We start from the raw sequence: 20,230 nt of genomic DNA, 5'->3' as shown, positions 1-20,230 counted from the left end.
CCTCAAGCGCGCCCTGGCGGACCTGCGCAGCACCGGAAAGCGGCTGCGCGAACTGGAGGCGGCACGGACCGAGCCGATCGCGATCGTCGCGATGGGCTGCCGGCTGCCCGGCGGTGTCCACTCGCCGGAGGACCTGTGGCGGCTCCTCGAACGCGGTGAGGACGCCATCTCGCCGTTCCCCGCGGACCGCGGCTGGGACCTCGAACGGCTCTACGACCCCGACCCGGATCAGGCCGGCAGCTGCTATGTGCGCGAGGGCGGATTCCTGCACGACGCGGCGGAGTTCGACGCCGCCTTCTTCGGGATCTCACCCCGTGAGGCACTGGCCATGAACCCGCAGCAGCGGTTGCTGCTGGAGACCTCGTGGGAGGTGTTCGAACGGGCCGGCATCGACCCGACCACCCTGCAGGGCCACCCGATCGGCGTGTACGCGGGCGTCATGTACGCCGACTACGTGCCGCACGGCCATGCCCCGGCCGAGGTCGAGGGACTGCGCGGCACCGGCGACTCCGGCAGCGTCACCTCGGGCCGGGTGTCGTACACCCTGGGGCTGGAGGGCCCGGCCGTCACCGTGGAGACCGCCTGCTCGTCGTCGCTGGTGGCGCTGCATCTGGCGGTGCAGGCGCTGCGCACGGGTGAGTGCTCGATGGCGCTGGCCGGCGGCGTCGCCGTGATGTCCACCCCCGACGTGTTCGTCGACTTCTCCCGGCAGCGAGGGCTGGCCGCCGACGCGCGGGTCAAGGCGTTCGCAGGGTCCGCCGACGGAACCAGCCTGGGCGAGGGCGCCGGCATGCTGCTGCTGGAACGGTTGTCGGACGCGCGGCGGTCGGGGCATCCGGTGCTGGCGGTGGTGCGGGGTTCGGCGGTGAACCAGGACGGTGCGTCGAACGGGTTGACGGCGCCGAACGGTCCGTCGCAGCAGCGGGTGATCCGCCGGGCGTTGGCGTCGGCGGGTCTGTCGGCTGCGGATGTGGACGTGGTGGAGGCGCATGGTACGGGGACGACGCTGGGTGATCCGATCGAGGCGCAGGCGTTGCTGGCGACGTATGGGCAGGGCCGGCCGGTGGAGCGTCCGTTGTGGCTGGGGTCGTTGAAGTCGAACATCGGGCATGCCCAGGCTGCCGCGGGTGTGGCGGGTGTGATCAAGATGGTGTTGGCCCTGCGTCATGGTGTGCTGCCGAAGACGTTGCATGTGGACGAGCCGACGCCGAAGGTGGACTGGTCCGCGGGTGCGGTGGAGCTGCTCACCGAGAACCGTGCGTGGCCCGCCGGTGAACGGCCGCGCCGCGCCGGCATCTCCTCCTTCGGCATGAGCGGCACCAACGCGCACGTCGTCATCGAAGAGGCCCCCGCCGAGGAGGGCTCCGAGCCGGAGAGCGCCGTACGGCCCGCCCCGTCCGTCGCTCTCCCGTGGCTGCTGTCCGCCAGGTCCGCGTCCGCGCTGCGCGCCCAGGCCGCCGCACTGCTCGCCCGCGTCGAGGCCGACCCCGGCCTCGACCCTGCCGCCGTCGCCCACGCCCTCGCCACTACCCGCGCATCCCTTCCCCGGCGTGCGGTGGTGGTGGGGGAGGGGCGTGGTGAGGTGTTGGCGGGGTTGCGTGGGGTGGCTGTGGGTGAGCGGGTGGCTGGTGTGGTGGAGGGGGTGGTGGCCGGGGGGCGGCTGGCGTTGTTGTTCTCGGGTCAGGGCAGTCAGCGTGTGGGGATGGGCCGCGAGTTGTATGGGCGGTTTCCGGTGTTCGCGGAGGCGTTCGACGCGGTGTGTGCGCAGGCTGATGTGTTGTTGGGGCGGTCGTTGCGGGAGGTGGTGTTCGAGGGTGGGGAGGGGGTGCTGGATCGTACGGAGTTTGCGCAGCCTGGGTTGTTTGCGTTGGAGGTTGCGTTGTTCCGGTTGTTGGAGTGGTTGGGGGTGCGGGCGGATTTCGTTGCGGGTCATTCGGTGGGTGAGTTGGTGGCGGCGTATGTGGCGGGGGTGTGGTCGCTGCCGGATGCGGTGCGGTTGGTGGTGGAGCGGGGCCGGTTGATGGGGGGTTTGCCGTCGGGTGGGGTGATGGTGGCGGTGGAGGCTGGTGAGGCTGAGGTTCGTGAGGTGGTGGGTGGTCGTTCGGGGGTGGATGTCGCGGCGGTGAACGGGCCGTTGGCGGTGGTGGTTTCGGGTGTGGCGGATGTGGTGGGGGAGGTGGTGGGTGAGTTGGCGGGGCGGGGCCGGCGGACGAAGCGGTTGGTGGTGAGTCATGCGTTTCATTCGTCGTTGATGGAGCCGGTGTTGGAGGAGTTCGGGCGGGTTGCGTCGGGGCTTGTGTTTCGTTCGGTGTCGGTTCCTGTGGTGTCGAACCTGTCGGGTGAGGTGGCGGGTGGGGAGTTGTTGTCGGCGGGTTACTGGGTGCGGCATGTTCGGGGTGCGGTGCGTTTCGGTGACGGGGTGCGGCGGTTGGCGGACGCGGGTGTGACGACGTTCCTGGAAGTCGGTCCCGGCGGAGTCCTCACCGCCATGGCCCAGGACGTCCTGCAGGACGGCGCCGTCCCCGAGAGCGGCTTCGTCCCGCTGCTGCGCCCCGGCCGCCCCGAACCGGACTCACTGCTCTCCGGACTCGCCCGGCTGCACGTCCGCGGTGTCCGCGTCGACTGGGCCGCCCTGTCGGCCGGTCCCGGTCCGCAGCCGGTCGAGCTGCCCACGTACCCCTTCCAGCGCGAGCGCTACTGGCTGACCCCCGGTGGCCGGGCCGACGTCGCCTCCGCGGGACTCGACACCGCTGGGCATCCGCTGGTGGGTGCGTTGGTGCGGTTGCCGGAGTCGGGTGGTGTGGTGGCCACGGGCCGGCTGGCGTTGTCGTCGAGTGGGTGGCTGTCGGGGCACCGGGTCGCTGGTGTGGTGGTGGTGCCTGGCACGGCCGTGGTGGAGCTGGTGGTGCGTGCCGGGGACGAGGTGGGCGCGGGTGCGGTCGAGGAGCTGGTGATCGAGGCTGCGCTGGTGGTGCCCGAGGAGGGCGGGCTGCGGTTGCAGGTCGCGGTGGCCGGGGCGGACGAGCGGGGCCGTCGTGAGGTGAGTGTGCACAGTTCCCGTGACGGGGAGAGCTGGACACGGCATGCCCGTGGGGTGCTGGGTGCGCGGGAGGCGGAGGCGGGGTTCGAGTTGCGGCAGTGGCCGCCGCCGGGGGCCGAGCCGCTGGTGGTGGACGGTTTCTACGACGGCGGGTTCGGTGCGGGGGTGGAGTACGGGCCCGTGTTCCGGGGGTTGCGGGCGGCATGGCGGCGTGGTGAGGAGGTGTTCGCCGAGGTCGCGCTGCCCGAGGGGGTGGACGTGGAGGGTTTTGGGGTGCATCCGGCGTTGTTCGACGCGGCGTTGCACACCGGGATCCTCGCCGGGGTCGGGGATGGTGGTGAGGGTGGCACGCTGCTGCCGTTCGCGTGGAGCGGGGTGGCGGTGCACGCCCGTGGTGCCACCGCCCTGCGGGTCGCGGTCCGTCCCACCGCATCCGGAGGGATGACGCTGCGGGCCGCCGACCCGGCCGGCACGCCCGTCCTGTCCATCGACTCCCTCGTACTCCGCCCCCTGCCCACCCGGCCGGCGGACGCCGTACCGGGCGGAGCCGACGCGCTCTTCCGGGTCGACTGGGCCCCCGTCGCACCGGCCGGACACCCCGTGCCCCTGACAGAACTGACCGACGTCACGGCGCTGGTCGAGGCCGTACGCGCGGGCGGCAGCGTGCCCCAGGCCCTGCTGGTCGACCTGACCGGCCCCACCGACCCCGCGGACCCGTCCGGCCACCACCCCCCGGAGGCTGCCGACGCGCCCCGACGGGCCCGCGCCCTGACCGCCCGCGCCCTCGACGCCCTGCACAGCTGGGCCGCCGCCGACGAACTCGCGGCCTCCCGACTGGTGCTGGTCACCCGCGGGGCCACCGGGGACGCTCCGGACCCGGCCGCTGCCTGCGTCTGGGGGCTAGGCCGGTCCGCACAGTCCGAGAATCCCGGTCGTGTCGTCCTCGTCGACTCGGACGACGACCCCGCGTCCCGTGGCATGCTGCCCCTCGCCGTCGCCACCGGCGAGGAGCAGCTCGCGATACGGGCGGGAAACCTGGCCGTACCTCGGCTGACCCGTGCGGCCGGCGCAGCCTCCACCGCCGTCCGTGCCCTCGACCCCGACGGCACCGTGCTGATCACCGGTGGCACCGGTGCCCTCGGCCGGGTGGCCGCACGGCACCTGGTGACCGCGCACGGCGTCCGACGCCTGGTGCTCGCCGGCAGGCGAGGTGAGCGGGCCGACGGCGCCGCCGACTTCGCCGCCGAGCTGCGCGGGCTCGGCGCGGAGGTATCGGTGGTCGCCTGCGACGTCACCGACCGGAACGCGCTGCGCGCGCTGCTGGACACCGTTCCGCCGGAGCATCCGCTCACCGGCGTCGTGCACACCGCGGGCGTCCTCGACGACGGCGTGCTGTCCGCACTCACCCCCGAGCGGCTCGCCGCGGTCCTCGCGCCCAAGGCCGATGCCGCATGGCACCTGCACGAGCTCACCCGGGATCTGGACCTGGCCGCGTTCGTGCTCTACTCCTCGGTCGCCGGCACGATGGGCAGTGCCGGACAGGCCAACTACGCGGCCGCGAACGCCTTCCTCGACGCGCTCGCCCGGCACCGGCGTGCCCAGGGCCTGCCCGCCACGTCGCTCGCCTGGGGCCCGTGGGACCAGGACAGCGACATGACCGGCCGGCTGACGGCCGCAGACCGCGACAGGATGGCCCGCAGCGGTCTGCGACCGCTCTCCGCCGCAGAGGGCATGGCCCTGTTCGACACGGCGGTGCGCGGCGAGGATGCGACCCTGGTCGCGGCCCGGCTCGAGCTGGCGCGGATACGCGAGCGGGCCGAGGCGTCGGGCGTCCCGCCCCTGCTGCGCGGACTCGTGCGCCCGCCGCGCGGCACCGCGGCCGGGACCGGGACGGGCGGCGGCGACGCGCTCGGCGCACGCCTGGCCGGCATGCCCGCAGCGGACCGCACCCGCACCCTGCTGGAGCTGGTCAGGGCGCAGGTCGCCCTGGTGCTGGGCCTCCCGGGCGCGGACGCGGTGGAGGAGGAACTGGCGTTCAAGGATGCCGGGTTCGACTCGCTGACCGCGGTGGAGCTGCGCAACCGGCTGGCGGCCGTCACCGGCGTCCGGCTGCCCGCGACCCTGGTGTTCGACTTCCCGACGCCGGTCACGCTGACCCGCAGGCTGCTCGCCGAGCTGGCGCCGGAACCGCCCGCCGCCGAGGAGCTCGGCGAGCCGCGGGAGAGCGAGCTGCGTGCGGCGCTGGCGACCGTCCCGATCGGCCGCCTGCGTGAACTGGGGGTGCTCGGTCCTCTGCTGACCCTGGTCGAACGCCCCGGACAGCAGACACCGGCGCGGCCCGTCGAGGACTCCAGGGCCGCCATCGCCGAGATGGATGTCGACAGCCTCATCGCCAGGGCGATGGACGGCGCCGACCACTGATTGCCGACCGCGAACGAGGAGCTGTCGATGAATGCCCAGCCTGCCCACGACGAGAAGCTCGTCGCGGCCCTGCGCGCCTCGCTGCTGGAGAACGAGCGGCTGCGCGAAGAGAACCGGCGCGCCACCGAACCGATCGCCGTCATCGGCATGGCGTGCCGACTGCCCGGCGCAGTGACCTCGCCCGAGGAGCTGTGGCAGCTGGTCTCGGCAGGCGGCGACGGGATCACGGAGTTCCCCGGCAACCGTGGCTGGGACCTGGACCGAGTCTACCACCCCGATCCCGACCAGCCGGGCCGCACCTATGTGAAACAGGGCGGATTCCTGCACGACGCAGGCGAGTTCGACGCCGCGTTCTTCGGGATCTCCGACCGTGAGGCGCTGGCGATGGACCCGCAGCAGCGGCTGCTGCTGGAGACCTCGTGGGAAGTGCTGGAGCGGGCCGGCATCGACCCTGCCTCGCTGCGCGGCACCGACGTCGGCGTGTACGCGGGGCTCATGCACCACGACTACGCGACGGGCGTGGAGCGGCTGCCCGAGGGCGTCGACGGCTTCCTCGGCATGGGCCGGGCGGGCAGCGCGCTCTCCGGCCGGGTCTCCTACGCGCTGGACCTGGTCGGCCCGTCCGTCACCGTGGACACGGCCTGCTCGTCCTCACTGGTCACCCTCCACCTCGCGGTGCAGGCGCTGCGCGCGGGCGAGTGCTCCCTGGCCCTGGCAGGCGGGGTGACGGTGATGGCCACCCCCGACGCGTACGTCGACTTCTCCCGGCAGCGCGCGCTGGCGCCGGACGGAAGGATCAAGGCGTTCTCCGGTACGGCGGACGGCACCGCCTGGTCCGAGGGGGTGGCGGTACTGCTGCTGGAACGGCTCTCCGCGGCGCGGCGGCACAACCACCCGGTTCTGGCGGTCGTCCGGGGCTCGGCGGTCAACCAGGACGGCGCCTCGAACGGGCTGACGGCCCCCAACGGCCCCTCCCAGGAGCGGGTGATCCGCCGGGCGTTGGCGTCGGCGGGTCTGTCGGCCGCGGATGTGGACGTGGTGGAGGCGCATGGTACGGGGACGACGCTGGGTGATCCGATCGAGGCGCAGGCGTTGCTGGCGACGTACGGGCAGGGTCGGCCGGCGGAGCGTCCGTTGTGGCTGGGGTCGTTGAAGTCGAACATCGGGCATGCCCAGGCTGCCGCGGGTGTGGCAGGTGTGATCAAGATGGTCATGGCCCTGCGTCATGGTGTGCTGCCGAAGACGTTGCACGTGGACGAGCCGACGCCGAAGGTGGACTGGTCCGCGGGTGCGGTGGAGCTGCTCACCGAGAACCGTGCGTGGCCCGCCGGTGAACGGCCGCGCCGCGCCGGCATCTCCTCCTTCGGCGTCTCGGGCACGAACGTCCACGTCGTCATCGAAGAGGCCCCCGCCACCGAGGAGAGCGAACCGGCGCCTGCGGCAGCGGGACCGGCACACGGGCTGCTGCCCTGGACGGTGTCCGGCAAGAGTCCCGCCGCGCTGCGTGCCCAGGCCGCCCGCTTGCTGGATTACGCGCAGGCCGACCCCGGACTCGACCTGATGTCCGCCGCCCACGCCCTGGCGACCACGCGGGCCGCGTTCGAGCACCGCGCCGTGGTCGTGGCGGGCAGCAGGGACCAGTTGCTGCACGGGATACGCCTGCTGAGCGAGGACGAGCCGGCGCCCGAAGTGGTGCGCGGCCGGAGGACCTCGGGGCGGCTGGCCGTGCTGTTCACCGGACAGGGCAGCCAGCGTCTGGGCATGGGCCGTCAGCTGTACGCGGCTTTCCCGGTGTTCGCCGCGGCCTTCGACGAGGTCTGTGCCGAACTCGACGTGCGGATCGGCCGCTCGCTGCGGGAACTGGTGTTCGCGGCCACCGACGAAGAGGGGCTGCTGGATCGCACAGGATTCGCCCAGCCCGCCCTGTTCGCGCTCCAGGTGGCGCTGTACCGGCTCCTGGAGTCCTGGGGCGTACGCCCCGACCACGTCGCCGGCCACTCGATCGGCGAGCTGACCGCCGCCTACGTCGCCGGTGTCTGGTCGCTGCCGGACGCCGCCGAACTCGTCGCCGCGCGCGGCCGGCTGATGCAGGCGCTGCCTGCGGGCGGTGCCATGACCGCGGTGCAGGCCACCGAGGAGGAGGTGGCGCCCTTCCTCACCGACCGGGTGGGGCTCGCCGCGGTCAACGGCCCCCGTTCGGTGGTGCTCTCCGGAGACGCTGACGCGGTCGCCGAGATCGCGGGCGGATTCGCCGCCCGGGGACGGCGGGTCAAACGGCTGAAGGTGTCGCACGCCTTCCACTCCCCGCTCATGGACGGCATGCTCGCCGCGTTCGAGGAGGTCGCGGCCGGGCTGGAGTACCACGCGCCGGCCCTGCCGGTGCTGTCCAACCTCACCGGCCGAACCGCCACCGCGGCCGAACTCACCTCGCCGCGCCACTGGGTGGAGCACGTACGGCAGGCCGTGCGGTTCCTCGACGGGATGCGAACCCTGCAGGACGAGGGTGTCACCACCTTCCTGGAACTGGGCCCCGGCGGGGTGCTGACCGGCATGGGGCAGGACTGCGTCACCGGTGACACGGCGAAGCTCGCCTTCGTACCGGCATTGCTGCCCGGTGCGGCCGAGAGCCGTGCCGCCGTCACCGCACTCGCACGACTGCACGTGAGGGGACTGGCTGTCGAGTGGCCCGCCCTGCTGACCGGTACGCGGCGGACGGACCTGCCGACGTACGCCTTCCAACACCGTCACTACTGGCTGGAGGCCACGACATCCATGGAAGCAATCACCGAGAACGCCACACCCGAGGAGACCGAGCGGGCGGCGGCCACCCGGCAGGCGCTGGTCGAGAGCCTGGCGGGGCTGAGCGACGACGAGCGGCTGCAGAAGCTGCTCGACCTCGTCATCGCCGAGGCGACCGTGGCCATGGCGTTGCTGGAGGAGCCGGTGGTGGAGGCCATCGAGCCGGACAGCGCCTTCTTCGAGATCGGCTTCAACTCCCTCACCGCCGTCGAACTGCGCAACCGGCTCGTGGAGGCCACCGGGATCCCGCTCACCCCGATGCTGCTCTTCGACTACCCGACCGCGGAGTTCATCGCGGACTTCCTCAACGACGAGCTCGCGTCGGCCTAGCTCCCCGTCCCTGCCCCGCTCCGGCTCCCGGTAGGCGGAGCCACCGAACCCCGAGGTGGTACAGCACATGTTCGACGTCGACTTCTACTTGCGGAAACTCGGCTACTCAGGGCCGCGCGAGCCGTCTCTCACCCTGCTGAACGAGCTGCAGAAGCGGCACCTGATGACCATCCCCTTCGACAACTCCCTCAACGCTGACGCCGAGCGCGGATTCGACGTGCTGCTGGAAGTGGAGATCGATGACGACGCCGTCTTCAAGGCCGTCGTGGAGGGCGGCCGAGGGGGCGTCTGCTACGAACTCAACGGGCTGTTCCGGCGGCTCCTCACGGAACTGGGCTTCCACGTGCGGATCCTCGCGGCCGCCGTCATCCAGGTCAACGGTACCTACGGTCCCGAACTGGAGCACATCTTCAACTGCGTGGAACTCGGCGGCGAGCGCTACCTCGTGGACGTCGGGCTGGCCGGCCCCTCGTACCTGGAACCGCTGCGCGTCACCGACGAGATCCAGGAGCAGTACGGCTGCCAGTACCGGCTGGTCGAGGAGGACGGGTACCAGGTGCTGCAGCGCCGGGCGAAGGGCGGCGACTGGAGCCCCTCGTACCGCTTCGAGGACCGGTACCGGCAGATCTCCGACTGGGGCCGGCTCGTGCCCGGCATCGCCGACTTCCCGCTGGAGCAGGTGCTGATCGGCACCCGCATCCACAGCCGTGCCTTCGAAAACGGCCAGATGGTGCTGATCGGCAAGCGCTACCTGCGGGTGGAGGACGGCGTCGAGGAGATCAAGGTGCTCACCAGCCCGTCCGCGTTCAAGCAGGTCGTACGCCAGATCCTCACGCCCGGTGCCTGACCCGAAGGCCCCGGACCGTCCCGAGTGGAGGAGACGATGCACACCCAACCCACCGACGCCGACGTCCTGATCGTCGGATACGGGCCCGTCGGTCAGGTGCTGGCGCTGCAACTGGCGGGGAGAGGCTGGCGGGTGACCGTCGTCGAGCGGTGGCGCACCGGCTACCCCATGCCGCGGGCCGTGGCCTTCGACAGCGAAGGCGCGCGCATCCTGGCGGCCGCCGGCATCGGCGCCCGGATCGGTGAGATCGGCGAGCCGTCCGGCGACTACACCTGGGAGAACGCGGCGGGGCAGGCGCTGCTGCACATCGACGTGGCCGAGCGGGGCCGATGCGGCTGGCCCGAGTCGACGTCCATGTACCAACCCGCCCTGGAGGCCGCGCTCGTGGCGCAGGGGGCCGGCCTGCCGGAGCTGACCGTGATCCGCGGTGAGGAGGCCGTGGCGATCACCGACCACGGCGACCGCGTCGACGTCACCTCACACGCCCCGGACGGTTCGCGGCGGGTGCACTCGGCGCGCTGGGTGGTCGGCTGCGACGGCGCCAACAGCTTCGTCCGCCGCGCCATCGGCACCGCGATGACCGACCTGGGCTTCTCCCACGACTGGCTGATCTGTGACGTGGTGCTGCACGAGGAACGCGTGTTCCGGCCGAACAACCTGCAGATCTGTGACCCGCACCGGCCCCGCACCTCCGTCTCGGCCGGGCCGGGCCACCGGCGCTGGGAGTTCATGCGCGCGGCCGGCGAAACGGTGGAGGAACTGAACACGGAGGAGAGCGCCTGGCGGCTGCTGAAGCTCTTCGACGTACATCCCGGCAACGCCACGCTGGAGCGCTTCCACGTCTACTCGTTCGCCGCGAAGTACGCCGAGACCTGGCGCTCCGGACGGCTGCTCCTGGCCGGTGACGCCTGCCACGTCATGCCACCCTTCGCCGGCCAGGGCATGACCGCCGGTTTCCGTGACGTCACCAACCTGTCCTGGAAGCTGGACGCGGTACTGCGCGGTACGGCGGGAGAGGAGCTGCTGGACAGCTATCCGGTGGAGCGCCGCCCCCACGCCAAGCACGCCATCCACATGTCGGTGAATCTGGGCCGGATCATCTGCCAGACCGATCCGAAGGCCGCCGCCGACCGGGACATGGTGATGCTGGCCGCCGCCGAGCGGCCGGTCCCCGCGGCCGCCGCGCAGCAGCGCTCGCCCCTCCAGCCGCTCTCCGGCGGCCTGCTGGACCTGGGTGGGAAGGGCCGGCCGGTGCGCCCGGCCGGGGTGCTCGTGCCGCAGGGCCGGGTGGCCGCCGGCGAGCGGGCCGGCTGGTTCGACGAGGTCGTGGGGGAGGGCTTCGTACTGCTTTCCGCGGAGGATGCGGTGGCGGGCCTGTCCGAGGCGGACCGGGAGTTCCTCCGCAGGCTCGGCACGCGGCTCGTACGGGTCCTGGCTCAGGGCACCGATCCGCGCACCGCGGGCGAGGGCGAGGTCGTCGACACCGACGGCGTGTACCTGCCGTTCCTCGCCGAGACCGGCTCCACGGCCGTACTGGTACGGCCCGACTACTACGCCTTCGGCGGCGCCGCGGACCGGGCGGGCTTGTCCCGGCTGGTGGACGGTCTGCGGACGGGTCTGGGCGCGCCGGCCGTGCCGAGCGCGGTCTGAGACCGGCGCGGCACCCTTCCGGCCCGGGGGCGAGCAGCTCCCGGGCCGCTCCCGTCCCGCCACACCGCGGGCCTCGCGTCAGATGCGCGAGGAGCGTCTCCGGGGCGGCTGTTCACACTGCGCGAAGGTGGACAGCCGTCCGTCCACCAGCAGGGTGAGGGCCCTGACGAAGGGCTCGCGCAGTTCCTCGGGGAGCGTGCCCAGTACGTCGTCCTGTATGCCGGAGACGATCTCGTTGGACCGGGCGAGCAGTTCGAGACCCGCCGGGGTCGCCCGGATGATCCGGGCCCGGCGATCGGTGCTGGACGGGACACGCTCGGCGAGTCCGTCCTTCTCCAGCTTGTCCGTCAGGACGACCATCGTCGTCTTGTCCAGTCCGAGCGACTCCGCGATCTGTGTCTGCGTCAGATCGCCGGAGACGGCCTTGTGCAGGATGCAGTGCGCGCGCGGAGTGATGCCGAGGTCGCTGAGGCCGGCGGTCATCTCGGTCTGCAGGGCATGGCTGGCCCACGACAGCAGGAACGTGAGATCCACCTCGGGCGGGGCGGCAACGGTTGGCTTCATGCCCCCATGGTAATCGAACGGCCGAAAGTTTTTTATTTCGAAGTAGACGATTCTGAAGCTGACTATATGCTACGGTCCGTTTGTCACCACCACCAGGAGGCGTCCCCATGTCCCTGCCCGCCCAGCCGAGCCCAGGCAATCGCTGGCTCGCGTTCGCGGTGCTCTGCGCGATGCAGATGATGGTCGTCGTCGACATCAGCATCGTGACCGTGTCCCTCCGCTCCATCCAGAGCGATCTCGGCTTCCCCGAGGCCAGGCTGGCGTGGATCACCAACGCCTACACGATCGGCTTCGGCGGGCTGCTGCTGCTCTCCGGACGTCTCGGGGACCTCATCGGCCGCAAGCGGATGTTCGTCTCCGGGCTGAGCCTCTTCACGGTCGCCTCGGCCCTGTGCGGCGCCGCGCAGAACCAGGAGATGCTGATCGCGATGAGGTTCCTGCAGGGAGCCGGTGCCGCGATGGCCCATGCCGTGATCATGGGCATCATCTTCACGATCTTCACCAACCCGGCGGAACTCGGCAAGGCGATGGGCATCTCCGGCTTCGGCCAGGCGGCCGGCGCCTCGCTCGGCATCATCGCCGGCGGGCTGCTCACCGACGGTGTCAACTGGCACTGGGTCTTCTACATCAACGTCCCGATCGGCCTGGCCGCCCTGGTGATCGCGGTACGCTCGATCCCGTCCGACCGGGGCATGGGCCTGGACAAGGGTGCCGACTTCCTGGGCGCCGCGCTGGTCACCAGCGGGATGATGCTCGCCGTCTACACCATCGCCACCGTGGCCGAGTACGGCTGGGCCTCCGGGCACACCCTCGGCTTCGGCATCGGCGCCGTCGTCCTGCTCTCCGCGTTCGTCGGCCGGGCGGCCACCGCCGCCCAGCCCCTGGTCCCGCTCGGCATCTTCCGCTCGCGCAACCTCTCCGGCGCCAACACCGTCCACTTCCTTCTCGTGGGCGGCACCATGTCGTTCAACATCCTGATCGCCCTGTACATGCAGCAGGTCGCGGGCTACTCCCCGGCGGAGACGGGCTTCGCCTACCTGCCGCTCGCGGTGGCCGCCGGTGCCTGCTCGGTGGCCCTCTCGGCCCGGCTCAACATGAGGTTCGGGCTGCGCACCGTGATGATCGGCAGCCTGGCGCTGGTCGCGGCCGGCCTGCTGCTCGCCCTGCGGACGCCCACCGACCCCGCTTACGCGCTCGACATCCTGCCCACGGCCGTGCTGCTCGGTGCCGGCAGCGGTCTGGCCATGCCTGCGGTCATCATGATGTCCATGCAGGTCCGCTCGCCCAGCGAGGCGGGCCTCGCCTCAGGCCTGGCGGGCAGTGCCGGCACCATCGGCGACTCCCTGGGCATCGCCGCCCTGACCGCGATCGCCGCGGCGCACACCCAGAGCGCCCTGGACGGCGGCACCGACGCCAAGACCGCGCTCACCGACGGCTTCCATCTGTCCTTCGGTGTCGCGGCCGCCCTCGTCGTGGCCGCCATCGCGGTGGCCGTCACCGTGCTCCGCGAGGTCCCCATGGGCCCGCCTCCCGGCGCCGGAGGTCCCGACGGACCCGGCGTCGAGGCCATGCCCGGCACGGCGGACGCCCCGGGCGTGCCGTCGGTCACCGACCCCGAGGGTGCCCGGCCCTGACCGGGCACCAGCGGACCCTCCCCGCCGACTCCGACCGAACCCCGTGGCGACCACGCCACCGCGCAGTCACGTCCCCCTGAATGGAGTTACGTCATGACCTCCCACACCTCGGCCGCTCCCTCCGAGGCCGCATCGACGGTGAAGTCCCGGGCCATCGCCGTGGGCGCCGCCACCCTCGCCGCCGTCCTCGTCTGGGGCCTGGGCAAGGCGTTCGGAGCCGAATACGAAGTGGCCCAGGGCGACGGCAAGGACCCGATGGAGGTCAACGCGGGCCTCGTCATCGTGTTCGCGCTGCTCTCCTCGCTGCTGGGCTGGGGGCTGCTGGTGGCCCTGGAGAAGTTCCTGCCCGCCAAGGCCGCCACCGTCTGGGGCGTCGTGGCCGTCGTCGTCCTGCTCGCCTCGTACGGCATGGTCTTCTCCGCCGACACCACCGGCGGTACCAAGACCGCGCTGGCCCTGGTCCACACCGCGGTGGGTGCCGTCCTCATCCCGTTGCTGCTGCGCGGCGCCCGCCGGAGCGCCTGACAGGCCGCCGGCGCGAGCCGGTAGCCGCGAGCCGCAGGCGCCCGCCGTCGGCTCGCATCCGGAGGCGGATGCATCCCCCGTCACCGTCCTCCGGACAGTCCGCCGTCCCCCGGCTCCCGGGCGGACGGCGGACTTCGCCGTATGGGCTTCCGGTCCGATGCCCGCGCGGTTCCCGGGGCGTTGCCGCCGCGTGCAACGCTCGCCGCGACCGGGGCCCTGGACCGACCGGGCGCTCGAGACACGCGTGAGGACGGGTGATGGGACGACGAACAGCGGCACGCGACAGGCCCGGACAGCCGTCCCGGCAGGCCGGACCGGCGGTGCGCGCACTGGGCGCGGTGCTGGTGGCGCTTGCGGTGGTCACCGCCGGCCTCGGCACCGCCCTGTGGTGGCACCGGCAGGCGGCGGCCGGCACCGGCCCCACCGCCACCGCACGCCTCGGCGGACTCGAGGCGGTGCCGGGGGCGGCGGGCTGGGCCACCATGGCCCACCACGAGATGCAGGGCGGCAGTGGCTACCGGATGCCCTCGTCGATGATGCCGGGGGCGCCGCAGGGCGACGACACCCGGCTGGGCATCCCGATCACCCTGACGAACCGGACCGACTCCGTGCGGCGGTTCGACCTCGCCAAGGAGTTCTCGCTCAGCGGCGGCCGGGACCGCGAGGCGCGGCCACTGCACTCCGACACCCTCGGGACGCTGCCCCGGCTCAACGCGGGCAGCGCGGTACGCGGCGTCATCTACTTCGACGTCACCTCCCCACACGCAGGCGATCCACCGCTGCTCCTGGTGTGGAAGCGAGACGGCGACACCCGTCGGATGACCATCCGGATGCCGGGCCGCACACCCGAAAGCCACCGGCACGGCTCCTAGCACCCGGCTCCTCGGCCCTTCATCCAACCGACAAGGAGACCCGCCATGCGCCAGCCATCGGCTGCGCCCGCATCCGGGCCGGACGACGGGCGGGCCCTCGGCCCGCCCGGCAGAGCCCGGCCGGACCGTACCGTCCTGGCCGCCCTCGGCCCCCGCCTCGGCCTGGTCACCCTGCTCGCCCTGGGCACGGTGTCGTGGCAGCACTGGGCCGTCTTCGAGACCGGCGGCGGCCCGGCCGCCCACGCCCCCTACTTCCTCGCCGATCTGTCCCTGGCCCTGTACGCGGCCGGCGTCGCGGTACTACTGGTGCATCGGCTCGTGCGGGCCGTCGGCCCACGCCCCGGTGACCGCTGGGAGACGCTGGTCGTCGCCTGCGCCACCGCCCTCGCCATGACCGTCTGCTACGTCCCACTCGCCATGGCGCAGGCCGTACTGCACCGGATGCTGGGCGGCGCGGGAGGCGGCCCGCACCACCATGGGGCACACGCCATGCCCGCGCACGACGTCACCGGGCTGCTGGCCTACGGCGTGGGCCAGGCGGCCCAGGTGGAGATCGCCATCCTGGTGCTGTCACTCCTCGGCACCGCGGCGGCCGGGGCACGGCGCCGGGCGCGCCTGCGCCGCCGCGAGGCCCCGCTCGCCCAGCCGGCGGGGCCGCGCCGCCGCACCGTCGCGTTGCGCTCCGCCCTGGTCCTCGCGCTGTCGGCGGGACTGCTCGGGCCGGCCGGCGGCGCCGTGGCCCGGCCCGGCACGGCGGACGAGGGCGGCACCGGCGGCTGCGCGACCGCCCCCCGTCGGACGTTCGACGTCAGCGCCATCAATGTCGACATCACCGTGGACCGGTTCGGCGACCACGATCCGTACGGGATGATGTACGTGCTCGACGACCGGCTCGATGCCGTACGCGAACAGGAGGCGGCACTCCTGCGTGCCTCGAAGCTGCCGAAGAACGACCCGTCCGCAGCGAAGGTCTCCGTGGGACTCGGCCAGGACGCGATCCAACCGCTCGTGATCCGCGCCCGCCTCGGCGAGTGCGTGATCATCAACCTGACCAACAAACTGGACAAGGCGCCCCGCAGTGGCTCCTTCGGAAACCCGGCCATCGTGCAGCCCGGCGGGATCCCGTCCGTCTCGGTCGACATGGCAGGGGTGGCCTACGACGCGGCCGGCGGTGCCGGGGGCCAGGCCGTGGGGAAGAACCCCGAGTCGTCCATGGCTCCGCCCGGCCAGACCAAGCAGTACCGGTACTACCTCGACCCGCTCATGGGCGAGGGCGCCAAGGTGTTCCGCAGCGGTGGCGAGTCCACCCAGATGACCGCTCACGGACTGTTCGGCACCCTGATAGCCGAGTCGGCCGGAGCGCGCTGGTACGACCCGAAGTCCGGCGCGGACCGCACCGACGAAACCTCCTGGAGCAACTGGGAGGCCATGATCGAGCCGGCCGGCGGGCGCTCCTTCCGCGAGTTCACGCTGATCTACCACGAGGTCGGCGACGAGGCGTTCAGTCTCCGGCGACCGTTGCGCGAGAACGACGAGGGCATCCCGTTCGGCGGGGACGACGGCAAACCCCATGGCGACCAGGTGCAGTACGGCCGGCCGCTCCCCATGATCGACACTCGCCCGCCGTCGCCGAACGTGCCCAACGAGGGCGGCGGCGGCACCGCTTCCTACCGCCCGGGCAGCAGGGCCATCAACTACCGCAGCGAGCCGTTCATGCGCCGGCTGCAACTGGAGGCCGCCCGCGGGAACGCCGTGCAGCGCGCCAACAAGTCCCTGGCGTACAGCTCCTACTCGTACGGCGACCCGGCCACCCCGATGCCCCGCTCCTATCTGGGCGAACCCACCAAGACCCGGCTCGTGCACGCCGGGGTGGAGCAGCTGCACGTGCACCACGTGCACGGCGGCGGCACCCGCTGGCGGCTCAACCCGGGCGCCGACGACACGGCCATGGGCGCGGGCCTCAGCAAGAAACCGGCCCAGAACGCCAAATCGGTACGGCTCGACTCCCAGACCATCAGCCCGCTCGAGTCGTTCAACCTGGAGCACGAGTGCGGCGCCGGCGGCTGCCAGCAGGCGGCCGGTGACTTCCTGTACCACTGCCACATATCCCAGCACTACGTCACCGGTATGTGGGGCCTGTGGCGGGTGTTCGACACGGCCCAGCCCACCCTGGCCCCGCTACCGGGCCGGGAGCCCGCGCCCGAGGCGGTGAACTCCGCGGGACTGCTGGGCAGGACGGTGCACGGCAAGAAGGTCGTGCTCGCCGCGGATCTCACCGACAGCCGACACCAGGTGGCGCTCGAGGAACTGGTCGAGGGCGCGCTGCCCCCGCAGGGCGAGCGCTGGCAGCGCGACAACGGCCCGGACCCCGACGACGCGACCGTCTGGGACTGGCGCAAGGGCGGCACCGATAAGGCACCGGTCTACCTCGGCGAACCCGACACCACCGCGGTCTGGGCCAACTACCGCTCGCCCACCCCGGGGGAACGGCCGGAGATCCTCTTCAACCCGCTCACCGGAAGACCGGCCTACCCGATGCTGCGGCCCCACCTGGGCCAGCGCCCGCCGTTCGCACCGAACGGACACGCCGGAGCGCCCGGCGTGGGGGAGACCGCCTCGGCCGACCGTCCCGGGGGACTGTGCCCGCGGGACGCCAAGGTGCGGACATACGATGTGACCGCGATCCCGGTGACCGTACGGGCCACCGCCAGGGAACGCGACGACAACGGTGAGATCTACGTCCTGAACGAGGACAAGTCGGCCGTGCTCGACGGCAGCAAACCCGTGGACCCGTTGGTGATCCGGTCCAACGTCGGGGACTGTGTGGCCCTCACCTTCGGCAGCGAACTGAAGGCGTCCGTGCAGGCCAAGGCGAACATGCACACCCACCTGGTGCAGTTCGACCCGCTCGCCTCCGACGGCGTCGTGGCCGGATTCGCCTTCGAACAGGCCGTGTTCAACGCTGCCAAGGAGGACCGCACCCTCGTCTCGCAGGACTCCGGGGACAAGGTGACCGTGTCCCGGGTCGGCCAGCTGCGCACCGGCGTGTCCGTCGCGGTGGGCGTCGGCCGGCCGGACGTGGAGATCAGGACGGTCACGGCGATCGACGGCGACCAGCTCACCTTCGACCGACCACTGGACCACGCTCACGCGGCCGGTTCACCGGTCACCGTCGAGTTCGTCCAGTACCGCTGGTTCTCCGACGCCGACACGGGCACCGTCTTCTGGCACGACCACGTCGACGGCATGACGTCCTGGGCACGCGGCCTGTTCGCCGCGCACATCGTCGAACCCAAGGGTTCGGAATACCGCGACCCGGTCACGGGTGCGCAGGTCAGGAGCGGCACGATCGTCGACATCGTCAACCGGTCGGGCGCCTCGGTCGGCTACGGCCAGTCCGGCTCGTTCCGGGAGTACACGATCTTCCTCCACAACGGGCGAAGAGGCAGGGGCGAGCTCTACGAGCCACCCTCGGCCACCGGACTCAATCCGTTCAACCAGGGACAGGAGTGCGAGGAGGGCTCCATCAACCTGAGAGCGGCACCCCTGGGGGAGCGGACCCCGCCGGGTGACACCCCGGCCGATCCCAAGACCACCGACCAGCGCCAGGAGTACAACGGGGCGCGCTGCCGCAACGCGACCAGCAGGGCGCCCTACAAGGCGGGCAACCCGGACGCGACCACTGCGCGCGCCACGGTGACCACCGTCGACCCGTACGTGTTCTCGTCGGTGAAGTACGGCGACCCGGACACCCCGCTGCTGCGGGCCTACGTCGGTGACCCGGTCGTGTTCCGCACCGTCGGGGTCAACGACCGCGGCGAAGCCCTGCGGGTCCAGGGGCACCGGTTCCGGATCGAACGCTTCAACGGCCGGGGGCAGCTGACGGACACCGCGACCACAGGCATCTCCGAGCGGGCCGACTACGTGCTCGACGGCGGCGCCGGGGGGCCCGGCGGCGGCGCCGGGGACTACCTGTACTACTCCACCCGCACCTTCGCCCTGGAGAGCGGCGCCTGGGGCCTGTTCCGCGTGCACGACACGGCGCAGCGCGATCTGCGGCCGCTGCCCGGACGCCCGGAACCGCCGAGCGGGGGCGGCTTCCCGCGGCAGAAGGCGGCCGGCGGGGACACCCAGCGCGACCCGGGCCCGGCGCCCGCCCCGGCCTACACCGCGGACGGCAGCCCGGACACCGATGTCGTCACCTCGACGGCCACCGGGTGCCCCGAGAACGCCAGGGAACGGCACTATGCGGTCTCGGTGTTCGACCAGACCCTGCCGACCGCGCCGTTCAAGGACACCGGGGGAGTCGTCTACGCGCTCACCTCGGACGTGGCAGCGATCAGGTCCGGTGCCAAACCCGTCGAGCCTCTGGTGCTGCGCGCCGACAAGGGAGACTGCCTCACCATCACCCTGAAGAACGAGACATCACCCGACTCCCTCTACGGCGGCAGACGGGCCGGACTCGACCTGGGCAAGCTGGTCCGCAACCAGCAGCTCTCCGCCGGTTCCGCCGTGGGCCTCAACCCGGACACCACGGTGGCCGCCGGCCGGACGATCACCTACACCTTCCACGCCGACCGCGAACTCGGCTCGTCGCTGTTCCAGAACCTGGGCAGCCCGGCCTCGCTGCGTCACGGGGCGTACGGCATGCTGATCGTCGAGCCGGAGGGCTCCACCTGGTCGGACAGCGAGAGCGGGGAGCGGCTCGACGCCACCCGCACCAGCACCGAGGCGATCATCCGGGTGCCGGGCGGACGGAGGTTCCGGGAGTTCGCGCTGACGATGCAGAGCACCGACCAGCACTACTCCCGCAGCATCACTCCCTACGGTGACCAGGTGGCCGGCAACGGTCTCAACAGCCCGGACGCCTTCCTGCGGCCGGTCGCTCCGGTCCCCGGCGCACCACCGGGGACGGGGAACAACGCCGGCACGTTCGACAAGGCGTACAACCACGTCAACTACCGCAGCGAACCACTGACCACACGGCTGGGGCTGACCGCCAGCGTCAACGACTTCAGCAAGGCGGACGTCGTCGGCTCCTACGGCACGGCCTTCGGCTCGGCGACCTACGGCGAACCGGACACCCCGGTGTTCCGGGCCAACTCCCGCGATCCGGTGGTGTTCCGGGTCGGGGTCGGCGCCTCGGACCAGTTGCACTCCTTCACCGTCGGCGGGCACACCTTCCCGCTGGAACCCGGGATGAAGGGATCGCAGACGGTGTCCGCGCGCACGATCACGGCTGGGGAGACGATCGACGCCCGCCTGGGCCTCGCGGGCGGCCGGGCCGGATACACCGGCGACTATCTGTTCCAGGACGCCCGGATACCGTTCGCGGCGGCCGGGATGTGGGGGATCTTCCGAGTGCTTCCACCGGGCGCCGAGGACGCCCCGGCGCCCCTGTGAACCGTTTCTGAGAAAAACGGGAAAGGCGCCCCCGGTTCCAAAAGGACCGGGGGCGCCGCCGTATTTCATCACACCATTCGGGAGAGAAAGTTGAACAAGAAACAGGGGGAATAAGGGGGATGTGGTCATGGTCTTTCGCGCCTAG

Annotated in this window: 8 protein-coding genes and 1 pseudogene; 8 read left to right on the top strand and 1 reads right to left on the bottom strand. The window is 72.0% G+C overall.

Features of this window, described 5'->3' with window-relative positions:
• Positions 1–13: 13 nt before the first annotated feature.
• The 4 genes and pseudogenes from S1361_RS01150 (at position 14) to mhpA (ending at position 11,087) form a co-directional block, all read left to right on the top strand.
• A complete protein-coding gene (locus S1361_RS01150) occupies positions 14–5,461 on the top strand; it encodes a type I polyketide synthase (RefSeq protein WP_425087960.1) in 5,448 nt (1,815 codons plus the stop codon).
• A 27-nt stretch (positions 5,462–5,488) separates the two neighbouring features.
• Positions 5,489–8,578, top strand: a pseudogene (locus S1361_RS01145) (type I polyketide synthase); the annotation flags it as partial.
• Between the two features lie 79 nt (positions 8,579–8,657).
• Positions 8,658–9,437: an arylamine N-acetyltransferase family protein gene (locus tag S1361_RS01140; protein ID WP_208029987.1), complete on the top strand. Its 780-nt coding sequence runs from the start codon at positions 8,658–8,660 to the stop codon at positions 9,435–9,437.
• A 36-nt stretch (positions 9,438–9,473) separates the two neighbouring features.
• Positions 9,474–11,087, top strand: a complete 1,614-nt coding sequence (gene mhpA, locus S1361_RS01135) for a bifunctional 3-(3-hydroxy-phenyl)propionate/3-hydroxycinnamic acid hydroxylase MhpA (protein WP_208029986.1) — start codon at positions 9,474–9,476, stop codon at positions 11,085–11,087.
• Positions 11,088–11,165: 78 nt separating this feature from the next.
• Here the strand turns inward: mhpA and S1361_RS01130 are convergent, their stop codons facing one another.
• A complete protein-coding gene (locus S1361_RS01130) occupies positions 11,166–11,651 on the bottom strand; it encodes a MarR family winged helix-turn-helix transcriptional regulator (protein ID WP_208029985.1) in 486 nt (161 codons plus the stop codon).
• 107 nt (positions 11,652–11,758) lie between these two features.
• Here S1361_RS01130 and S1361_RS01125 point away from each other — a divergent pair, with 107 nt between their 5' ends.
• The 4 genes from S1361_RS01125 (at position 11,759) to S1361_RS01110 (ending at position 20,085) form a co-directional block, all read left to right on the top strand.
• Positions 11,759–13,285, top strand: coding sequence for an MFS transporter (locus tag S1361_RS01125; protein WP_243769014.1), 1,527 nt, complete (start codon positions 11,759–11,761; stop codon positions 13,283–13,285).
• Positions 13,286–13,378: 93 nt separating this feature from the next.
• Positions 13,379–13,810, top strand: a complete 432-nt coding sequence (locus S1361_RS01120) for a DUF6069 family protein (RefSeq protein ID WP_208029984.1) — start codon at positions 13,379–13,381, stop codon at positions 13,808–13,810.
• 257 nt (positions 13,811–14,067) lie between these two features.
• Positions 14,068–14,682, top strand: coding sequence for a hypothetical protein (locus S1361_RS01115; protein ID WP_208029983.1), 615 nt, complete (start codon positions 14,068–14,070; stop codon positions 14,680–14,682).
• Between the two features lie 45 nt (positions 14,683–14,727).
• On the top strand, positions 14,728–20,085 hold the full coding sequence (locus S1361_RS01110) for a cupredoxin domain-containing protein (RefSeq protein ID WP_208029982.1): 5,358 nt from the start codon (positions 14,728–14,730) through the stop codon (positions 20,083–20,085).
• Positions 20,086–20,230 lie beyond the last annotated feature (145 nt).

This window comes from Streptomyces cyanogenus (assembly GCF_017526105.1).
Lineage (GTDB): Bacteria > Actinomycetota > Actinomycetes > Streptomycetales > Streptomycetaceae > Streptomyces > Streptomyces cyanogenus.
This window is presented reverse-complemented; position numbering and strand designations above follow the sequence as displayed.

What these genes read in the sequence shown, in the direction of transcription:
- S1361_RS01140 (WP_208029987.1), top strand. Translation starts at nt 8,658, where the DNA reads ATGTTCGACGTCGACTTCTACTTGCGGAAACTCGGCTACTCAGGGCCG.
- mhpA (WP_208029986.1), top strand. Translation starts at nt 9,474, where the DNA reads ATGCACACCCAACCCACCGACGCCGACGTCCTGATCGTCGGATACGGG.
- S1361_RS01130 (WP_208029985.1), bottom strand. Translation starts at nt 11,651, where the DNA reads ATGAAGCCAACCGTTGCCGCCCCGCCCGAGGTGGATCTCACGTTCCTG.
- S1361_RS01125 (WP_243769014.1), top strand. Translation starts at nt 11,759, where the DNA reads ATGTCCCTGCCCGCCCAGCCGAGCCCAGGCAATCGCTGGCTCGCGTTC.
- S1361_RS01120 (WP_208029984.1), top strand. Translation starts at nt 13,379, where the DNA reads ATGACCTCCCACACCTCGGCCGCTCCCTCCGAGGCCGCATCGACGGTG.
- S1361_RS01115 (WP_208029983.1), top strand. Translation starts at nt 14,068, where the DNA reads ATGGGACGACGAACAGCGGCACGCGACAGGCCCGGACAGCCGTCCCGG.
- S1361_RS01110 (WP_208029982.1), top strand. Translation starts at nt 14,728, where the DNA reads ATGCGCCAGCCATCGGCTGCGCCCGCATCCGGGCCGGACGACGGGCGG.